The sequence below is a fragment of the Fusibacter sp. JL298sf-3 genome (assembly GCF_053842995.1).
The window spans coordinates 1,988,588-2,004,130 of sequence record NZ_CM132608.1 but is presented as its reverse complement, the minus strand read 5'-3'; the positions used below and the strand labels follow the sequence as shown (position 1 = coordinate 2,004,130).

17 protein-coding genes are annotated in these 15,543 nt (G+C 50.2%); 7 read left to right on the top strand and 10 right to left on the bottom strand.

Annotated elements, in window-relative coordinates; translation table 11 throughout:
- Positions 1–174: 174 nt before the first annotated feature.
- From ACR6HW_RS09570 to ACR6HW_RS09535, 8 genes are all read right to left on the bottom strand, one after another.
- Positions 175–816, bottom strand: coding sequence for a hypothetical protein (locus ACR6HW_RS09570; protein ID WP_455727506.1), 642 nt, complete (start codon positions 814–816; stop codon positions 175–177).
- Positions 779–1,984 carry a hypothetical protein gene (locus ACR6HW_RS09565; protein WP_455727505.1) on the bottom strand — a complete coding sequence of 402 codons (1,206 nt, stop codon included), beginning with the start codon at positions 1,982–1,984 and terminating at the stop codon, positions 779–781. The genes ACR6HW_RS09570 and ACR6HW_RS09565 overlap by 38 nt, the downstream gene beginning before the upstream one ends.
- Positions 1,968–2,858, bottom strand: coding sequence for an ABC transporter ATP-binding protein (locus ACR6HW_RS09560; RefSeq protein WP_455727504.1), 891 nt, complete (start codon positions 2,856–2,858; stop codon positions 1,968–1,970). Before ACR6HW_RS09560 ends, ACR6HW_RS09565 begins: the two co-directional genes overlap by 17 nt.
- A gap of 67 nt (positions 2,859–2,925) precedes the next feature.
- Positions 2,926–4,041, bottom strand: a complete 1,116-nt coding sequence (locus ACR6HW_RS09555; RefSeq protein WP_455727503.1) for a sensor histidine kinase — start codon at positions 4,039–4,041, stop codon at positions 2,926–2,928.
- Positions 4,029–4,703 (bottom strand): response regulator transcription factor, encoded by a 675-nt coding sequence (locus tag ACR6HW_RS09550; RefSeq protein ID WP_455727502.1) that lies wholly within the window; start codon positions 4,701–4,703, stop codon positions 4,029–4,031. Before ACR6HW_RS09550 ends, ACR6HW_RS09555 begins: the two co-directional genes overlap by 13 nt.
- A 159-nt stretch (positions 4,704–4,862) precedes the next feature.
- Positions 4,863–6,278, bottom strand: coding sequence for a sensor domain-containing diguanylate cyclase (locus ACR6HW_RS09545; protein WP_455727501.1), 1,416 nt, complete (start codon positions 6,276–6,278; stop codon positions 4,863–4,865).
- A gap of 214 nt (positions 6,279–6,492) precedes the next feature.
- Positions 6,493–7,053, bottom strand: a complete 561-nt coding sequence (locus ACR6HW_RS09540; RefSeq protein WP_455727500.1) for a hypothetical protein — start codon at positions 7,051–7,053, stop codon at positions 6,493–6,495.
- A 50-nt stretch (positions 7,054–7,103) separates the two neighbouring features.
- Entirely contained in the window at positions 7,104–7,469 is a 366-nt protein-coding gene (locus tag ACR6HW_RS09535) for a hypothetical protein (protein ID WP_455727499.1), read from the bottom strand.
- Positions 7,470–7,675: 206 nt separating this feature from the next.
- Between ACR6HW_RS09535 and ACR6HW_RS09530 the strand changes: the two genes are divergently transcribed.
- The 6 genes from ACR6HW_RS09530 to tsaD all read left to right on the top strand — a co-directional run bounded on the left by ACR6HW_RS09530 (position 7,676) and on the right by tsaD (position 11,765).
- Positions 7,676–8,317 (top strand): diacylglycerol/polyprenol kinase family protein, encoded by a 642-nt coding sequence (locus tag ACR6HW_RS09530; RefSeq protein ID WP_455727498.1) that lies wholly within the window; start codon positions 7,676–7,678, stop codon positions 8,315–8,317.
- 9 nt (positions 8,318–8,326) lie between these two features.
- Positions 8,327–9,130 carry a DUF92 domain-containing protein gene (locus tag ACR6HW_RS09525; protein ID WP_455727497.1) on the top strand — a complete coding sequence of 268 codons (804 nt, stop codon included), beginning with the start codon at positions 8,327–8,329 and terminating at the stop codon, positions 9,128–9,130.
- A 63-nt stretch (positions 9,131–9,193) separates the two neighbouring features.
- Entirely contained in the window at positions 9,194–9,655 is a 462-nt protein-coding gene (gene tsaE, locus ACR6HW_RS09520) for a tRNA (adenosine(37)-N6)-threonylcarbamoyltransferase complex ATPase subunit type 1 TsaE (protein WP_455727496.1), read from the top strand.
- Complete coding sequence (gene tsaB / locus ACR6HW_RS09515; protein WP_455727495.1) at positions 9,649–10,305, top strand: tRNA (adenosine(37)-N6)-threonylcarbamoyltransferase complex dimerization subunit type 1 TsaB; 657 nt, start codon at positions 9,649–9,651, stop codon at positions 10,303–10,305. The genes tsaE and tsaB overlap by 7 nt, the downstream gene beginning before the upstream one ends.
- Positions 10,306–10,325: 20 nt before the next feature.
- The gene (gene rimI, locus ACR6HW_RS09510) at positions 10,326–10,748 is read left to right on the top strand and encodes a ribosomal protein S18-alanine N-acetyltransferase (RefSeq protein WP_455727494.1); all 423 of its coding nucleotides are present in this window, start codon (positions 10,326–10,328) and stop codon (positions 10,746–10,748) included.
- Positions 10,749–11,765 carry a tRNA (adenosine(37)-N6)-threonylcarbamoyltransferase complex transferase subunit TsaD gene (gene tsaD, locus ACR6HW_RS09505; RefSeq protein WP_455727493.1) on the top strand — a complete coding sequence of 339 codons (1,017 nt, stop codon included), beginning with the start codon at positions 10,749–10,751 and terminating at the stop codon, positions 11,763–11,765.
- A 384-nt stretch (positions 11,766–12,149) separates the two neighbouring features.
- Here the strand turns inward: tsaD and ACR6HW_RS09500 are convergent, their stop codons facing one another.
- Positions 12,150–12,383, bottom strand: a complete 234-nt coding sequence (locus ACR6HW_RS09500) for an acyl carrier protein (RefSeq protein WP_455727492.1) — start codon at positions 12,381–12,383, stop codon at positions 12,150–12,152.
- Between the two features lie 89 nt (positions 12,384–12,472).
- Complete coding sequence (locus ACR6HW_RS09495) at positions 12,473–14,383, bottom strand: ABC-F family ATP-binding cassette domain-containing protein (RefSeq protein ID WP_455727491.1); 1,911 nt, start codon at positions 14,381–14,383, stop codon at positions 12,473–12,475.
- Between the two features lie 138 nt (positions 14,384–14,521).
- On the opposite strand from ACR6HW_RS09495, the gene ACR6HW_RS09490 reads away from it, so the two are divergent.
- Positions 14,522–15,367, top strand: coding sequence for an AraC family transcriptional regulator (locus tag ACR6HW_RS09490; protein WP_455727490.1), 846 nt, complete (start codon positions 14,522–14,524; stop codon positions 15,365–15,367).
- Positions 15,368–15,543 lie beyond the last annotated feature (176 nt).

The window sequence follows — 15,543 nt, the reverse complement described above, 5'->3', positions numbered from 1 at the left end:
TAAGTCCCCCGCGCTGTTGGTCGTCAGCGGCGGTGTGTAACATTTCCGCCATAGTGCCTTTTGCTTAAAACAGAGGCTATTTTTAGACGGTACAGTTCACTAGTATAACCTAAACGCACCAAAAAAGAGATGACAAATTGTTCATATGCATCATCTCTTTTTTTAATATAACAGCTATTTTGTAATGTAATTGTAAAAAGTGCCAAACGATTTCCTTGAAAACGCAACGGCGATTAAAACCGCAGTGGCTGCGCCCATGACTAACTTGGGCTCAAAATGGCCTTTGGACATACTGAAAAGGTAGAGATCGCCGAGGTATTTTGCCCCTGCACCGAAATTGAGCAAGTAGTACCCTGTGGCCACCATAAAAGCCGTGGGGAGTTGACGCGTAAACTGGAGTGTCGTCATGGCGATGGCCCCTAAGAAAGTCGCTGTGGTAAATGCCCCTGTAAAAATCAGCGCGAAGTCAAAGTGGTTCCCTTTGTAGCGGAGATAGAGCAAAAACAAGGCGAGTACAACGGCCATTGCTACAGCGCTCTGAAGGAGCCGAATGCCGTAGACGGTGTACCGAGCGGTTCGTTTCGTCGATACCACCTCGTCGATAGCGCTATCGAGTTCAGGGGTGTATACAGAAACCATAATAAGGGGTCCCACCCACAGGGCGTAAACTTCTAAGACCTTGGCGACGTCTGTCGCCCCGAGGTTCTGAGTGTGTACAAGCACCGGTAAACACAGGCAATAGAGACATGCGGCGGCGAGGTAGCGAATCAGAACGTGCTTAAAGTGACTGTTTCCGATGCTTAAATAACGCCACATGGCCGAGAACCCCCTTTCGCTTTATCTCATAAGCGGCCACTGTTAACAGAAGAAAGGCCAGGGCAAGTGCCGTGTAGAGCAGTCGGTTGACGACCAGTTGGCTGTACATGCCTTCAAAAACGGCGTACTGTCCCAGTGCGTTAAATCGCGGAATGAGGCTGCGGCCAACATAGCCCACCAAGACGCCGCCACTGGCGTTAAGCGCAATGTAGTAAAGCAACAATTGACCTAAAATGGCCGGAATGGCTCCCAAAAGCATCGTAAGGCAGTAGCCGAAGGCCACGACGAACAAGATGGTGGGCAAAAGCCAACCGGTGCAGTATTTAAAAAAGGCCAGATAGTCGGGTTGAACCTCGAGAATTTGCGCCTGATAGACGCTTTCTACTGTGGGGATAATCGACAGCACCAAAGTGGCGAGGTAGCAGAGGGTCACAATGGCAAAGTACCTTGAGAAAATAATTTTCACAGAAGAAGAGGCCCTTGAAAAAACAACCGATTGGGCTTTGTGTCGCCCATCTCTCAGCGCCACAGTGACGACGATAAAGACGGGAAAGATGGCGAGAAAGATGCCCATGTAGTCTGAAAACAGACGAGCGTAGCTGCCGGTTACTCGGTCGTGCTCAAGTGTATCGCTGTAATCTTTGTACGCTTCTTCATAGGTGCGCGGTCGGGTGCTGAAAATTTTTAAGGCATCGGTACTGTAATAGGAACCGCCGCCTAGGGCGGTATCAAAGGCGTTCATTTGAGCAAAGTAGAGCGGCAGCGTGGTTTGGGCCTCAAACGATAAGGCAAACGGCCTTTGTGTAGAGGCGTTTTCGGCGTGGAGCGCTTTAATCTCGGCGTAGGGCATACCGGTAACCGATTCAATGTAGGCGTGCATTTCACTCAGCGCTTCCTCAGGTAGCGTTACTTCCTTGTAAACTCCAAGTGGGTAGGTTGAAAAACTGTTGTAGTACGACTCGATAAAGAGGCGTTCGATGCCGTTCCTAATGATGTCGGCTTCGGCGTCGCTGGGAAGTTCACCGTAGCTGCCGGACCCCTCGACAGGGGCTGTGAGGACGCTCTCGCCGTCGAGCTGTGTGAAGATGCTCAGTGCCAATACGACGACGAAAACCCAGTAGGTCAGACTTTTTCCGATGGTTTTCAGCTCTTTAATATACAGGGACATAAGCACCTCCTGCTGTCATCAGTTTGTACAAATAGGCGTCTTCAACAGTCGGGGTGACGGGAAGTGCCCCTTTAAAAGGATGTGTCTCTGAGACAAAGCGAGCGGTTAACCCCGTTTCTGTGGGGGTCATAGAGAGGATTCGGTGCTTTTGAGAAAACGCTTCGCGCTCTGAAAACGGGATATCAAATTTATACAGTTTGTCTTGTGCCTCGGCGATAAGGGCGGTTAGTGCGCCGTCAAAAATCAATTGACCGGCATCTAAGATGCCGACGTGGTCGCAGATGGCTTCAATATCGCTGGCGATATGTGTCGACAGCAAGACGATTTTGTCCTTAGACAGCGTTGCCAGAAGGCTCTTAAGACGAACCCGCTCTTCGGGGTCGAGGCCTGCCGTCGGTTCGTCGACGACGATGACTTTCGGGTCGTGTAAAATGGCTTGTGCAATGCCCAGTCGCCGCTTCATACCGCCGGACATCGCCTTGACTTTTACATGGCGGCTTTGGGTGAGGTTGACTTGTTCGAGGACGTGGGGAATCCGTTTCTTTCGAGTGGCGGCATCCAGTCCCGACAGTACGGCGAGGTAGTCCAGCGCCTCGTAGGCAGTCATCGACGCGTACATAGAAAACGTTTGAGGCAGATAGCCGATTTGTTCGCGCGAGGCGGCATCGCCCTTGAGGGGCGCGCCCATGAGCTCGATGGTTCCGGATTTGACGGGGAGCAGGGTGGCGATGTGTTTCATCAAGGTCGTTTTGCCGGCGCCGTTTCGCCCCAGTAACCCGTACATGCCCTTGCCGATGGCGAGGGAGACGTCGTCCAATGCCTTCTTTTTGCCATAGTGGTGGCTGAGGTTGTGAATTACAAGAGTTTCTTTCATCAGTAGGCTCCTTTGGTTTAATGGCATCAGTATACACGACAAATCTCTACAAATTCTCTACAAGGGGTTAAAGGACGTAAAATTGTGCTTGCACCATAGCACCGCCTTCAAAGTGGTTGTACAAAGTCAGGCGACCGCCGTGTTGTTCGCAGAGGGTGCGACAGAGGAAGAGGCCGAGGCCGAAATGGCCGTCTGACTCGGAGAAATAGGGCGAACAGGCGTCGAGCAGGGCTTTATCGGAGAACCCTTCGCCGTCGTCTTTAACCACAAATGCCAACAAACCGCTTTTTTCGTCAAGGGAGACATCGATGTGGACACGTGTCTTGGCGTAGCGCGTCGCATTGCTGAGGAGGTTTTGGAGCACGGTGAGTACCGTATGGGCGTCTAGGTGGTACACGACGTCAGGTAACTGATAGGTAGCGGTGCTTTTTACAGTATGAAGTTCGTTTTCAATGAGGGCTTGAAGGGCCTTTGCCGTCAGGGCTTTCTTTTGTGCGAAACCGTCTTTCAGCGCCGTTGTCGCCGTTATTTTTTCAGTGAGTTTTTCAAGTTTACGGGTTTGATGCAACAACTGCCGGACAAAGGCGTCCAGTGCGTCATCGGTTAAAACGCCGCGCCGGTGTTTGAGGGCGAGCAGCTCCGTCTGCGTTTGGATTACTGTAATAGGCGTACGAACCTCGTGGGCAAGCGCTTTGTGAACTTGCCTCTGCGCTTGGATTTGTCGCCAAAATCCCGAATAAGTATCCGATAGCGTTCGACGCACGCTATCCAACTGTGTACAGACGGCAGACAGTTCGTCACAGCCGGTAGAGGCACTGCCAAACGTCAAGTCGTTGCGTTTCAGATGTGCCACTTGTACGGCGATGTGGTCCAGTGGCGCACGGATTCGATGTCGGTAGAACATCCTAGTGGCCCCGACGGTGCCTAGAAGAATCCAAAAGAACACGTCGTAAGTCCGAAGCCACAGCAGGCGATTGAGCCATGGCGAAACATATTGAATATAAGGGTGAGTGGCGTTGTGCACCATGATGTCAATCCAGTGAGAGAGCACCCGATCGGCGATGAAGTGGAAGGTGTAGACCATGACGAGCATCGAGAGAAAATAGGCGGTTAAAGACCGCTTTAAATCTCCTGTTAGAAATAACTTTTTGAGTTGTAACCACCGGCTGTCTATCCAATCCATTTGTACCCCACCCCCCAAACCGTTTCTATGGGCTCGGCCGCACCTAGTTTTTGTCGAATGCGGCGGATGTGTTCGGTGACAATGCTGCTGTCACCAAGGGCGTCGAGCCCCCAGAGGTTTTCGTAAATCATCTCCCGAGTGAATACTTGCGCGGGGTGGCGTGAGAGAAATTCCACGATTTCGTATTCGACGCGTGTGAGTTTAATCGCTTTTTCAGAGACGGTAACGACTCTTCCGATGTAGTCGATGGCGAGTTCGCCTGAAAAGGTCACCTGTTGTCGCCTGGAATGGGCTTCGCGGTCTGAGCGCCTTAGGTGCGCTTTTATTTTGGCGGTAAGTGCCGGAAGGCTAAAGGGTTTGGTAATTAAATCGTCTCCGCCGAGGGTCAGACATCGAATGTGGTCTTCTTCAAAGGTGTTGGCGGTGATAAAGAGAATGGGGCAGGTGATATGAGCCCGAGCGCGGCGTATAAATGCATAGCCGTCCATTTCGGGCATGGCGATGTCGAGGAGTATGATGTCCGGTGTTTTTTCCAAGGCTTTAAGCGCCTCTGTACCGGAATAAGCCGAGGTGGTTAAGAAGCCTTCTAGAGTTAAGTAGTCGGCTAGGGTGCGGTTGATATCGAGATCGTCGTCGACGATTAGGATTTTTTTAGGTGCCATGAGTGCCTCCTTTTATACGACGGGGATGTCAGCTGTCGTTATTATGATTTTAGAAATAAAAGCGCACGGTGTCAACTGTAGAACACGCCCCGTTGCTTTAGAGACGTAAAAAAAACCACCGGTTGAGGACCGCGCCTGTAGCGACGCGGAGATGGTGGTTTAGCGGGTGTTTTTTCTAAGTTGTTTTTGCGCGTACATTCTGGCGTCTGCCACATCGAGGAGTTCTTTCGGACTGTGGTGTACATCGGCGTTGTAAGCGGCGATGCCGTAACTGATGTGTGCCGAGTCCGGCAAATCGTCCGTGATGGTGCACATAATTTTCTCGGCGTTGTCGACGTCGCAGTTGGGTAGGACGAGGAAGAACTCGTCTCCGCCGATGCGCACACATTTGTCGCCGGATCGGATGTGGCGGACGATGGCATTGACGATGTCGATGATAAGGGCATCTCCTGCCTGATGACCTTGCCTGTCGTTGACGCGCTTGAGGTTGTCGATATCGATAAAGACCACGGTGAGCGATTCACAAGGGCCGTGCATCCACTGGTCGAGGAACTCGATGCCGGCGTGTCTGTTCAGTGCGCCGGTAAGGCTGTCGTAGTTGGCGAGCATTTCCAGTATGTGTGCTTCTTTTCGGATTTCATCTTTTAGACGCCTGTGTATGAGGAGATTGAGGGCTAAAATAATCCCCGTGTAGATAAAGAACGTCCTTTGCAGCGGCTGCATGAGGTGGAGGACTTCCCCTTTATCGGCGACGATAAAAACGGTCCAGTCCGATTCGGGTACACGGGCGTACCCAGCGTAGTAGGCGTCTTCCCCATAAGTGAAATCCACTGTACCGCTACTGCCGCTGTTTAAAGCGCGCTGAGCGCTGTCCGTAAAACTTGTCAGCGAAGCGCCGGTATCGGAAAAGATGTTGTACTGTTGTTGAACGAGGCTTCTATCGGGGTGTGCGACGACGGTGCCACGTTTGTCTAGGAGAAAGGCGTAACCGTTTTGGCCATAGCCCATATCGGCAATTAAATCTGAAAGCGTTTGGCTGTAACTGGACGCCACAATGGCGCCGACGACTTCGCCATCTCTTTTGATAGGCACGGCATAGACCACGACAATTTGCCCTGCAAACTCGGGGTTTATGGTTCTGGAGGGGTTCATTAAGCCGCGTTTTCCGTTCATAGTCTGGCTGTAGTACGTCCGCTCTGAAATATCGATTTTACGTACACCGATGCCGTCTCTTTCGTGCATATACAAACGGCCCTCAGTATCGGCGATGCCGACCCTTAAAAAGTGTTCAAGTGGGCTGAGCTGTTCGGTTAAATGCGCGAGTTGTTCGTCCATGGACACAGTATCCGAAAGCCAGAGCTCCGACTGTGCAATGCCCTCCATAAAGACGAACTGTACCTCATTTCGGGCGCTGAGAATCTGAGAGGCGTCTTCAGAGGTGCGTTTGAGCACAGACTCCGCTTCTTCGACGATGGTGAGTCTAAAATAGGAGAGAATAAAAAAGCCGATAGCAATGGCAACACAGAGACTGAGAACAGAAAAATAAAATATGATTTTGGTATTCAGCTGTTTCATAAGCGCTCCTTAATCTGTTGGTATAGCTTTTCTACCCGAAAACACGGGACTCATGCACATAAAAAGGAAGGGTTGCCCCTTCCCGGTTAAATTTTGTAATCGATTTCGTGGATGGCCATCGCCTGACCGGTTTCTTTTAGATAAGTTCCCGTCGCTTTAATGCGGGCGTAGGCGTCGTCGCCGTTTTTAAAGTGGTACTGTCCCTGTGTGTAACTTAAGAAGATGGCGCCGACACCGGCTTCTTTGAGGCCGATAAGTGTGGCGTTGCCCTCGGCGTCCAGACTTTAAGGCGGTTGAAGACGGCGTCGTTTTCATCGATGACCCCGTTGGCATCGCCGTCGTATGCGTTGAGTTCGCCGAAGCCGTTGCCGCTTTCAGGGCCAAAGAGCTCGCTGCCGTCGTCTACAGTGCCGTTGGCGTTTTTATCAAGTGCCAAAAACCCACTGCCGTTTTTGAGCCATTTGACGGCGTCTACTTGGCCGTCTAAATCGAGGTCGATGCGCAGCGTCTTGTCGCCGAAATCGATGCCTTCTCCGTCTAAATTAATCACCAGCGGATCGTGGAACGTGCCCGATACCTCTGCGCTGATTTCGGATTTTTCGTAATAGCTTCTGCTGTTGTAAAGGTTGAGTTCAAAGTCGACGGTTCTGCCGTCTTCGGTGACCACTTGTCCCTTAGACCGGTAGTCTAGTGCACTGTCTCGTTGAGATTTAATTAAAAATGCCAGATAATCTGTATCAGTGCAAGGCAAAATATCGACGACAATGCGGGACATTGTCGAGAGATTTTAACGCCGCAATGATGCAGAGTAGATGAGCAGTTTTTTTAATTGTGAACGATACAGGGCACTAGTGTCTCGGTTTCATGCACTTCTCTCGAGCGTTTGACATGCAGTTTGAACGATGCTCGAGGGGCTTGTCTACCGCCTGTTTTCAGGTGCTCCGGTTGCCGGAACACTTGGTTGAACTTGAAGCGCTTGCCAGTGAGGGCTTCAATAAGCCGTTCGAGGAGTTTTAAGGTGGCTTCGTCTTCTTCGGAAAGGATGGGCTCCGTCACCTCGCTCTGGGATTGGATGTCCAGCACAATTGGCGGGCGTTCGATTTTTTCAAACCGAATGGTTGTCGTCGTCTCTTCATGGCGCGCCAAAATCGACGCGCTTTGTTGAGTGACGTCGTAAGATGCTATTTTCATAAGATCACCTCCATGTGTATGAAATAGCGCATATGTCTCCTTACAGTAGCGTACGCATTCGTACTTATAGGCGTTATCGGCAAATGACGGAAAATTCTGAGTATAGATTTAATAAATTTGCTATATGAATTATGTTGCATTTTTGTTATACTTTTTGTAGTCTATTGGGTTTAAAAAGCGTTAAAATAGAATGGTAGGGGGAAGCTATGGGCATTATCGTTTCAGTATTGTTTGTGGGTTCTATTATTGTCGTTGTCAGCCTCTTTGAAAAGTTGGGCTGGTTGACGGGGGAAAACGCGAGAAAGAGTATTCACATTTTATCGGCACACTGGTGGTTTATCGCGATGTACTACTTCGATAAGCCCTTTGAGGCGGCAGTCGTGCCAGCACTATTTATTGTCGTCAACTACCTCTCGTTTAGAGGGGGCTACATTAAGAGCATGGAGCGCGATGACGACCTGAAAAATCTCGGGACGGTGTATTACGCCATTTCGCTGTTTGTCCTCGCCATTTGGTCTTTTGGCATTGAAAAACCGGAGATCGGTGGCATGGGGATTTTGGTCATGGGGTATGCCGATGGACTCGCCGCCGTTGTGGGCAAAAAGTACGGCACTAAAAAATGGACGTTTATCCGCGAGGAAAAGTCCGTGGTCGGCTCGACGACCGCTTTCGTGGCGGCAGTTGCCGTCATCGCGGCGTTCAATTTGTATTTCAGCATGGGGCTGAAAGTGTACGAAGTTCTGGTGCTCGGGCTGGTGGCCGCCTGCCTCGAAGCGATTACACCTTTGGGATTTGACAATTTGACGGTGCCTATTGGCATCAGTGTTTTGGCCTATTTAATGATTTAGGAGTGCAACATGCAATTTTTATACGGTTTTTTGTGGAGCGCTGCCGTGAGTGTACCGGCTTATATGAAACGCTCCCTGACATTAAATGGCGCTGTGAGCGCCATTCTTATTGGAACGCTGTTGTATGGATTTGGTGCGTTTACCATCTATATGAGTCTCGTGGCGTTCTTTTTGTCGTCGAGTGTTATTTCTAAGATTTCCGAACACCTGCAAAAGGGACGCCTTATACGCAAGGTGGAAGGGGAGAAAGGCGATTGTCGCGACTACACACAGGTGGTCTGCAACGGCGGCGTGGCGCTGGCTATGGCGCTGCTGTATGCCCAGAGCGGCGACTACGCGTACAAAGTGCTCGCCGTGTTGTCATTTGCCGTGTCCGCATCGGACACCTGGGCCTCTGAAGTCGGCGCACTCAGTTATCAAAAGCCCGTTTATCTGATTAAGAGAACGCCGGTACCTACGGGGCTCTCCGGTGGTGTGACGCGTCTGGGACACGCAAGCGCCTTTGCCGGTGCCCTCTTTATCGCCTGTGCTTTTGTCGTCTTTGAAGGGCTCAGCGTGGGGCTGCCGCCGCTTTGGTCGGTGGCTTTTATCGCCGTCGGTGGTTTTGTGGGCGCTTTGGTGGACAGTGTTCTAGGGGAATGGGTACAGGCGGAGTACGTCGATGCCGATAACAGCGTGACGGAAAAACGCTTCACCGGCAACCGGCCGAACAAAAAAATAAAGGGCTGGACGTTTATGACCAACAACAAGGTGAATTTATTGAGCAATGTGGTTGTGGTCTTTGCAGGGGCATTGCTTCTTTGGCTGCTATAGACAGTTGACCGCCTCTTTGTTTCTTAGTAAAATAAAGGGATAGAGTGAATTAGGAGAAATGCGATGACAAAACAGACGTTTACAATAGAAAGTCTCGAGGAGACGCAGGCGTTGGCGAAAGCGCTGGCGCAGAGCTTGCGCAGAGGCGATGTTCTCTGCCTAGAAGGCGATTTAGGCGCCGGAAAGACGACTTTTACACAATTTTTTGCACAAGCGCTCGGGGTTGAGGACTATGTCACCAGCCCGACGTTTACGATTATGAACAGCTACCAAGGGGTTTTGCACGGCGCTCCGGTTGAACTGCACCACTTCGACGTGTACAGAATCGGAAGTCCGGAGGAAATGGATGAAATCGGCTTTGACGACTTTCTCTACGGCGACGGCATCTGCGTCGTGGAGTGGGCGTCACTTGTGGCACCGCTCATTCCGAAAACGGCGGTATGGCTGCGCATGACATTTGACGAGGCGTTCCGACGCGTGGTGACTTTAGAGGGCATGAATGAAAGAGGGGCTGTATTATGTTAGGATTTGTATTGGATACATCTTCTCAAATTGCCAGCGTTGCGGCATTTGAGGACGAAAAACTGCTCGGCGAGTTCACGGTTCTGGCCAACCGTACGCACTCACAGCGTCTGATGCCCATGATCGACGCTTTTTTAAAGCAACTGTCTCTGAAGCCGACGGATTTTGACGCCTTTTACGTGTGTTCGGGACCGGGGTCTTTTACCGGCGTGCGCATTGGACTCAGCACGGTTAAGGCCTTTGCCCAAGTAAGTGGGAAGCCGGTCTATACGTTTACGAGTTTGGCGCTTCTATGTGCGAATTTTTCCCGTCACGAGGGGACTGTTGCGGCGCTTCTGCCCGCCAATCGAGACGAGGTGTACTACGGGTTTTACAAAGTTTCCGGTGGCGTTGTAACGCCGATTGAAGAGGGGGCTGAACCACTTGAGCGCGTGTTGGAAAAAGCGGCGGACAAACCCGATTTGCTCTGGGTCGGCGATGTGGCCACGGATTGTGCCGAACAGCTGGGCGGTGACGTAGCGCGTCGCGTTGACAACCGCATCAGCGCTTTAAACGCCGTTCACTTAAAGGACGCTGCGTTGACGGCGTCGACGTACAGCACTGTCAAGGCGCAGTATTTTAAAAAATCCCAAGCAGAGAGGGATTTAAAGTAATGTCGGCGGCGTTTAGAAGAATGACCGGAGCGGATGTTGAAGCGGTATATGCCATTGAGAAAGCCTCTTTTGCATCGCCGTGGACAAAGAACAGTTTTATCGAAGAAATTGAAACCAACGAGAAAGCGCGGTATTTTGTGGTGGAAGGCGGCGGTGAAATCGTCGCCTATGGGGGGCTTTGGTGCATTTTAGACGAACTCCACATCACCAATATCGCCGTTAAGCCCTCGGCGCGTCGCAGGGGCTTTGGCGCGGTGCTCGTGGAGGGCATGGTGGCTTTTGCCCGTGACGAAAAGTACGCACACATGACGTTGGAAGTCCGCGTGGGCAATTCGGCGGCGATTGCACTCTACGAAAAGTACGGGTTTAAATCCGTGGGGGTTCGGCCCAAGTATTATATAGACAGTGGTGAGGACGCCCTGGTTATGTGGAAGGAGCTATAAATGGGAAACGATAGATTGACACTGGCGATAGAGACGTCCTGTGATGAAACGGCAGCGTCGGTGCTCAAAAATGGGCGCACAGTGCTTTCAAACACGGTGTACACCCAGATAGAGATACACAAAAAATTTGGTGGCGTCGTGCCGGAAGTGGCGTCGAGGAACCATCTCGACCAAATTTCGGCAGTGGTCGACGCCGCGCTTGAAGGGGCAAAGGTGTCCATGAGCGCTATCGACCACATTGCCGTGACGTATGGGCCCGGACTCGTCGGGGCGCTGTTGGTGGGGCTCTCCAGTGCAAAGGCGCTGGCGTATGCGTTGGAAGTGCCCTTGGTGCCTGTGAACCATATCGAAGGGCATATTGCGGCAAATTATATTGCCCACCCGGAACTGGCGCCGCCGTTTCTCTGTCTGATTGTTTCCGGCGGACACACGCACCTTGTAGAGGTGGTGGATTACACGACCTTTAAAATCGTCGGGCGGACGCGTGACGATGCCGCAGGCGAAGCGTTTGACAAGGTGGCGCGTACCTTGGGGCTCGGTTACCCCGGTGGCCCGGTTGTAGACAAGCTCGCGCAGAGCGGTGATGCGACAGCCATTGATTTTCCACAAGCCATGATGGGGGAAGCACATCTCGACTTCAGTTTCAGCGGTCTCAAGTCGGCGGTGCTCAATTACCTCAACAGCGCCAAAATGAAAGGCGAGACCATCTGTGTGGAAGACGTTTGTGCAAGTTTTCAAGCGGCTGTGGTCGGTGCGTTGAAAGGGAAAACAGAGCGGGCGCTGAAACAGCTGGGGTACGATACGTTGGTACTCGCAGGCGGTGTAGCGGCCAATTCAGCCCTACGCGAAGCGCTTTCTGAGTTAAAAGGCGTGCACCTCTATTACCCGCCGCTGTCTCTTTGCACCGATAATGCGGCGATGATCGGCTGTGCCGGCTATTACCGATTTTTAAACGGCGATATCGGCGATTTAAATGTTAACGCTGTGCCCAATCTCAAAATCGGTGAAACCCTGTAAAAAGTCCCCACCTCATACCTGTTGTATGAAGGTGGGTTTTTTAGTGCCAATCTCCACCGCCTGTTTTACAAAGAAGAGGTTGTGAAGGCGCAAATATATCAATGGAAGTGTATATTCACTCAGGATAAGTTTTGGATATTTTGTGGATTAAATTGTGGACTATGTGCACAACTTTTCAGAAAACACGAAAAACAAGGGTTGAATCATGTGAATAATAGACGTTAATCATGTGGATACTGTATGGACCTGTGGATAACTTCTGTATATTTAATTACGGTGCATAATTATCCGTTTTTATATGGGGGATGTTGTCGGGAGCAGCGCCTATGGCATCGTTTAAATTAAAAATCGCTTTCCCCAAGTGGAGAAAGCGATAAGTGGTGCTTATTCTTCAATACCAATTTCATTTAAGTAATGCACGATGTCGTTAATAGATGCAAAATCCTGTGCTACGTCGTCGGGAATCTCAATTTCAAATTCGTCTTCAATGGCCATAATGATTTCTACTGCATCGATGGAATCGACATCCATGCTGTCAAAAGACGTATCCGCTTTTATATCGTCAGGATCTATGACGCTTAACTGCTCTACGATGAGAGCCTTGATTTTTTCAAACATGGTAACCTCCTAAAGTCGCTTGAACGTATAACTTAGTTTTTATTATAAAGAAAAAATAACATTTGTCTATATCCTTTTGATTAAAGAAATCATAATAATTCTAATAATTCATCGAATTCTGCGTATAGCGCTTCGATTTCAGCCTTTAAATCTTCGATGGATTTTTGCGTCTCTACCGATTTTTCCGGGTTTGAAAACACCTCGGGTTCACATAGGGCCATTTCCAGTTCAGACAGTGCACTTTCTTTAGATTCCAGTAAGCTCTCAATAGTGCTCTGGCGGGTTTTGAGTCTCTTCACTTCCGCCTTCGCCTCTTTTTCCTTGCGCTTGTTTTCTTTGATTTGCGTCTTGGTGAGCGTATCTTTCGGCGCCATGTCCGAGGCGTCCAAAAGCGCTTCTGTCTTCTTTTCTTGAGCGTAATCGTAATTGCCCCAATAGACGGTGAGCCCGTCTTCTGTCAGTTCAAAGATCTTGGTGGCGATTTTGTTCAAGAAGTAGCGGTCGTGGGAAATCATAATTAAAGTGCCCTCGTATGCACACAGGGCGTCTTCCAGCGACTCCTTCGAGTAGATGTCGAGGTGGTTGGTCGGTTCGTCGAGGAACAGCGTGTTGTTTCTTGAAAGCATGAGCTTGAGCAGTGAAACACGGCTTCTTTCTCCGCCGCTAAGCTGTCCGATATGCTTGTCGACGTCGTCGTTTGAAAACAGAAAGGCGCCTAAGAGCGAACGCACTTCAGTCAGCGTCAAATGCGGGTTTTCATCGTGAATTTCTTCGAGAACGGTTTTTTCAAGTGTGAGGTTTTTAAGTTCTTGGTCGTAATAGCCCTTCTCCACTTGATGCCCCCACGTCATGGTGCCCGTGGCATCTACTTGGCCGAGCAATGCTTTGAACAACGTCGTTTTGCCGACGCCGTTGGGGCCTATGAGGCCGATGCGCTCGCCGCGGAAGATGTCGAAACTCAGGTTTTCAAAGACTTGATGCGCGCCGTAGGCCTTCGACAGATTTTCCACTTTTAAAATGTCTTTGCCACTTTGAATATCGGCGGCGAGGTTTAGGCTGAAATGCGCCTTAAATACTTTGGGGCGCTCGGACGGCACGATGTGAGAAAGGCGCTTTTCACGTGATTTTGCCCGCTTTGCCAGTTTTTCAGTGCCGCGTTCTTTAAATTTGCGAATTAAGTCCTCTTGCTTTTTGATTTCTTTTTGCTCGATTTCGTATTGTCTTTGCGCCGCTTCAAGTGCAACGGCCTTTTGAACCACAAAGTCTGAGTATCGGCCTTTGTAAGTGGTGATTTCATGATTTTCGATTTCGTACACATGGGTAATCACCTGGTCGAGAAAATACCGGTCGTGGGAAATGAGTATAATTGTCCCTTTGTACTCTCTGAGGTAGGTCTCAAGCCACTTAATTGCGTCGATGTCGAGGTGGTTGGTCGGTTCGTCGAGAAAGAGGATATCCGGTTGCTTTAAAAGCAGTCTGGCGATGCCCACACGTGATTTTTGCCCGCCGCTGAGGGCGTTAATGGGTTTGTGGTATTCTTCCGGGGCAAAGCCGAGGCCGTTGAGCACGCCGCGAATCTGACTCCCCACAGCGTAGCCGTTGAGGGTTTCAAAGGCTTCTTGAAGCCGTGCGTATGACGCCATCGTCCCCTCGTAATTGGGGTGCGTGGTGTCGCTCATCAGCACTTCGAGTTCGCGCATTTTTTGCTCGATTTCAAAAACGTCGCTGAAGATGGCTTCGCAATAGTCGAAGGCACTGATGCCCAAATCAATTTGCGTGTTTTGCTCTAAGTATCCGGTGGTCATGTCTTTGGATATAAAGATCTCGCCGGCGTCTTTGGTTTCGATACCGGCCAGGATTTTAATCAAGGTGGTTTTACCGGCGCCATTGACGCCGATTAGCCCTACTTTGTCGCCGACGCCCACTGTGAAAGACAAATCTTCCAAGATGGTGTCGATGCCGTAGGTTTTGCAGATGCCCGTACAAGATAATGCAATCATGGTCTACTTCCTTTTCTAGAGTTATCAGATTCATTATACATGATACACTGGTAGAATGAAAGCGCGTGACAAAAGAGGACAGGAAATGTCAAGAAGTAGCTCACAAACTGTCTTATACTAAATCTAGAGGAGGTCGTTATGGCATTGATAGCGGATATGCAAAAATCGGTGGCGTTTATGGAAGCGCATCTGTTGGACGGGATTACTTATGAAGAGGTGGCGGCGCATCTATGTCTATCGCCGTATCATTTTCACCGGATGTTCAAGCTGACCACGGGAACCACGCCGTCTGTCTACATGCGCAATAGGCGTCTGTCTTTGGCCGGTGAACACCTGACACATAGCGACGATTCTATTATAGAAGTCGCCTTTCGTTATGGCTACGAGTGTCCTGAAAGTTTTTCTAGGGCATTTGCGCGGTTTCACGGCATGACGCCGCTTAAAGCCAAGCGTACTGGGGCACCGCTCAAATCTTATAACCGCCTCGTCTTAAAAATGATTTTAGAAGGAGGACAACTGTTGGATTACAGAGTAGAAAAGCGCGCTGCATTTGACGTGCTGTGCAAAGTACGCGCGTTTAATCAGGAAGAGACGTCAAAGGCATCCAATCGAGACATACCGGATTTTTGGACGGCGTGCCAAAACGACGGCACTTTTGAGGCGTTCAGTTCAGACGGCGGGGTATACGGCCTCTGCAGTGCCACGGAGCATGCCAGTCAGTTTTTCGATTACGGCATCGGCAAAGTATACACCGGTGGCGCTGTGCCGGAGGGGTACCGAGTTTGGAGCGTTCCAGAGGCGCTGTGGGCGGTTTTCCCGTGTGTTGGTGACGACGGTGCGTGTATCGGCGCTATGTGGGAACGCATTTTTAAAGAATTTCTGCCGGGATCGACCTATGAAATGGCGCCGGGAACGGATTTTGAATACTACGGCGCCTCAGAGTGCTTCTGCGAGATTTGGATTCCTGTTCTATTGAAAGAATAGCTGAAAAACAGTGCTTTCGAGCGCTGTTTTTTTGTGTGTATAATAGACAGGCCGCTTTTTTTCTAAAATATTAAGAAAATTTTAAAGAAAAAAATAACGAGGTCTCGGTGACCAACGGGGGCTGAAGTTGCGTTAAAAGGTTGTTAGTTGGGCATTTATTGGGTATAATCAACTCT

What these genes read in the sequence shown, in the direction of transcription:
- ACR6HW_RS09570 (WP_455727506.1), bottom strand. Translation starts at nt 816, where the DNA reads ATGTGGCGTTATTTAAGCATCGGAAACAGTCACTTTAAGCACGTTCTG.
- ACR6HW_RS09565 (WP_455727505.1), bottom strand. Translation starts at nt 1,984, where the DNA reads ATGTCCCTGTATATTAAAGAGCTGAAAACCATCGGAAAAAGTCTGACC.
- ACR6HW_RS09560 (WP_455727504.1), bottom strand. Translation starts at nt 2,858, where the DNA reads ATGAAAGAAACTCTTGTAATTCACAACCTCAGCCACCACTATGGCAAA.
- ACR6HW_RS09555 (WP_455727503.1), bottom strand. Translation starts at nt 4,041, where the DNA reads ATGGATTGGATAGACAGCCGGTGGTTACAACTCAAAAAGTTATTTCTA.
- ACR6HW_RS09550 (WP_455727502.1), bottom strand. Translation starts at nt 4,703, where the DNA reads ATGGCACCTAAAAAAATCCTAATCGTCGACGACGATCTCGATATCAAC.
- ACR6HW_RS09545 (WP_455727501.1), bottom strand. Translation starts at nt 6,278, where the DNA reads ATGAAACAGCTGAATACCAAAATCATATTTTATTTTTCTGTTCTCAGT.
- ACR6HW_RS09540 (WP_455727500.1), bottom strand. Translation starts at nt 7,053, where the DNA reads ATGTCCCGCATTGTCGTCGATATTTTGCCTTGCACTGATACAGATTAT.
- ACR6HW_RS09535 (WP_455727499.1), bottom strand. Translation starts at nt 7,469, where the DNA reads ATGAAAATAGCATCTTACGACGTCACTCAACAAAGCGCGTCGATTTTG.
- ACR6HW_RS09530 (WP_455727498.1), top strand. Translation starts at nt 7,676, where the DNA reads ATGGGCATTATCGTTTCAGTATTGTTTGTGGGTTCTATTATTGTCGTT.
- ACR6HW_RS09525 (WP_455727497.1), top strand. Translation starts at nt 8,327, where the DNA reads ATGCAATTTTTATACGGTTTTTTGTGGAGCGCTGCCGTGAGTGTACCG.
- tsaE (WP_455727496.1), top strand. Translation starts at nt 9,194, where the DNA reads ATGACAAAACAGACGTTTACAATAGAAAGTCTCGAGGAGACGCAGGCG.
- tsaB (WP_455727495.1), top strand. Translation starts at nt 9,649, where the DNA reads ATGTTAGGATTTGTATTGGATACATCTTCTCAAATTGCCAGCGTTGCG.
- rimI (WP_455727494.1), top strand. Translation starts at nt 10,326, where the DNA reads ATGACCGGAGCGGATGTTGAAGCGGTATATGCCATTGAGAAAGCCTCT.
- tsaD (WP_455727493.1), top strand. Translation starts at nt 10,749, where the DNA reads ATGGGAAACGATAGATTGACACTGGCGATAGAGACGTCCTGTGATGAA.
- ACR6HW_RS09500 (WP_455727492.1), bottom strand. Translation starts at nt 12,383, where the DNA reads ATGTTTGAAAAAATCAAGGCTCTCATCGTAGAGCAGTTAAGCGTCATA.
- ACR6HW_RS09495 (WP_455727491.1), bottom strand. Translation starts at nt 14,383, where the DNA reads ATGATTGCATTATCTTGTACGGGCATCTGCAAAACCTACGGCATCGAC.
- ACR6HW_RS09490 (WP_455727490.1), top strand. Translation starts at nt 14,522, where the DNA reads ATGGCATTGATAGCGGATATGCAAAAATCGGTGGCGTTTATGGAAGCG.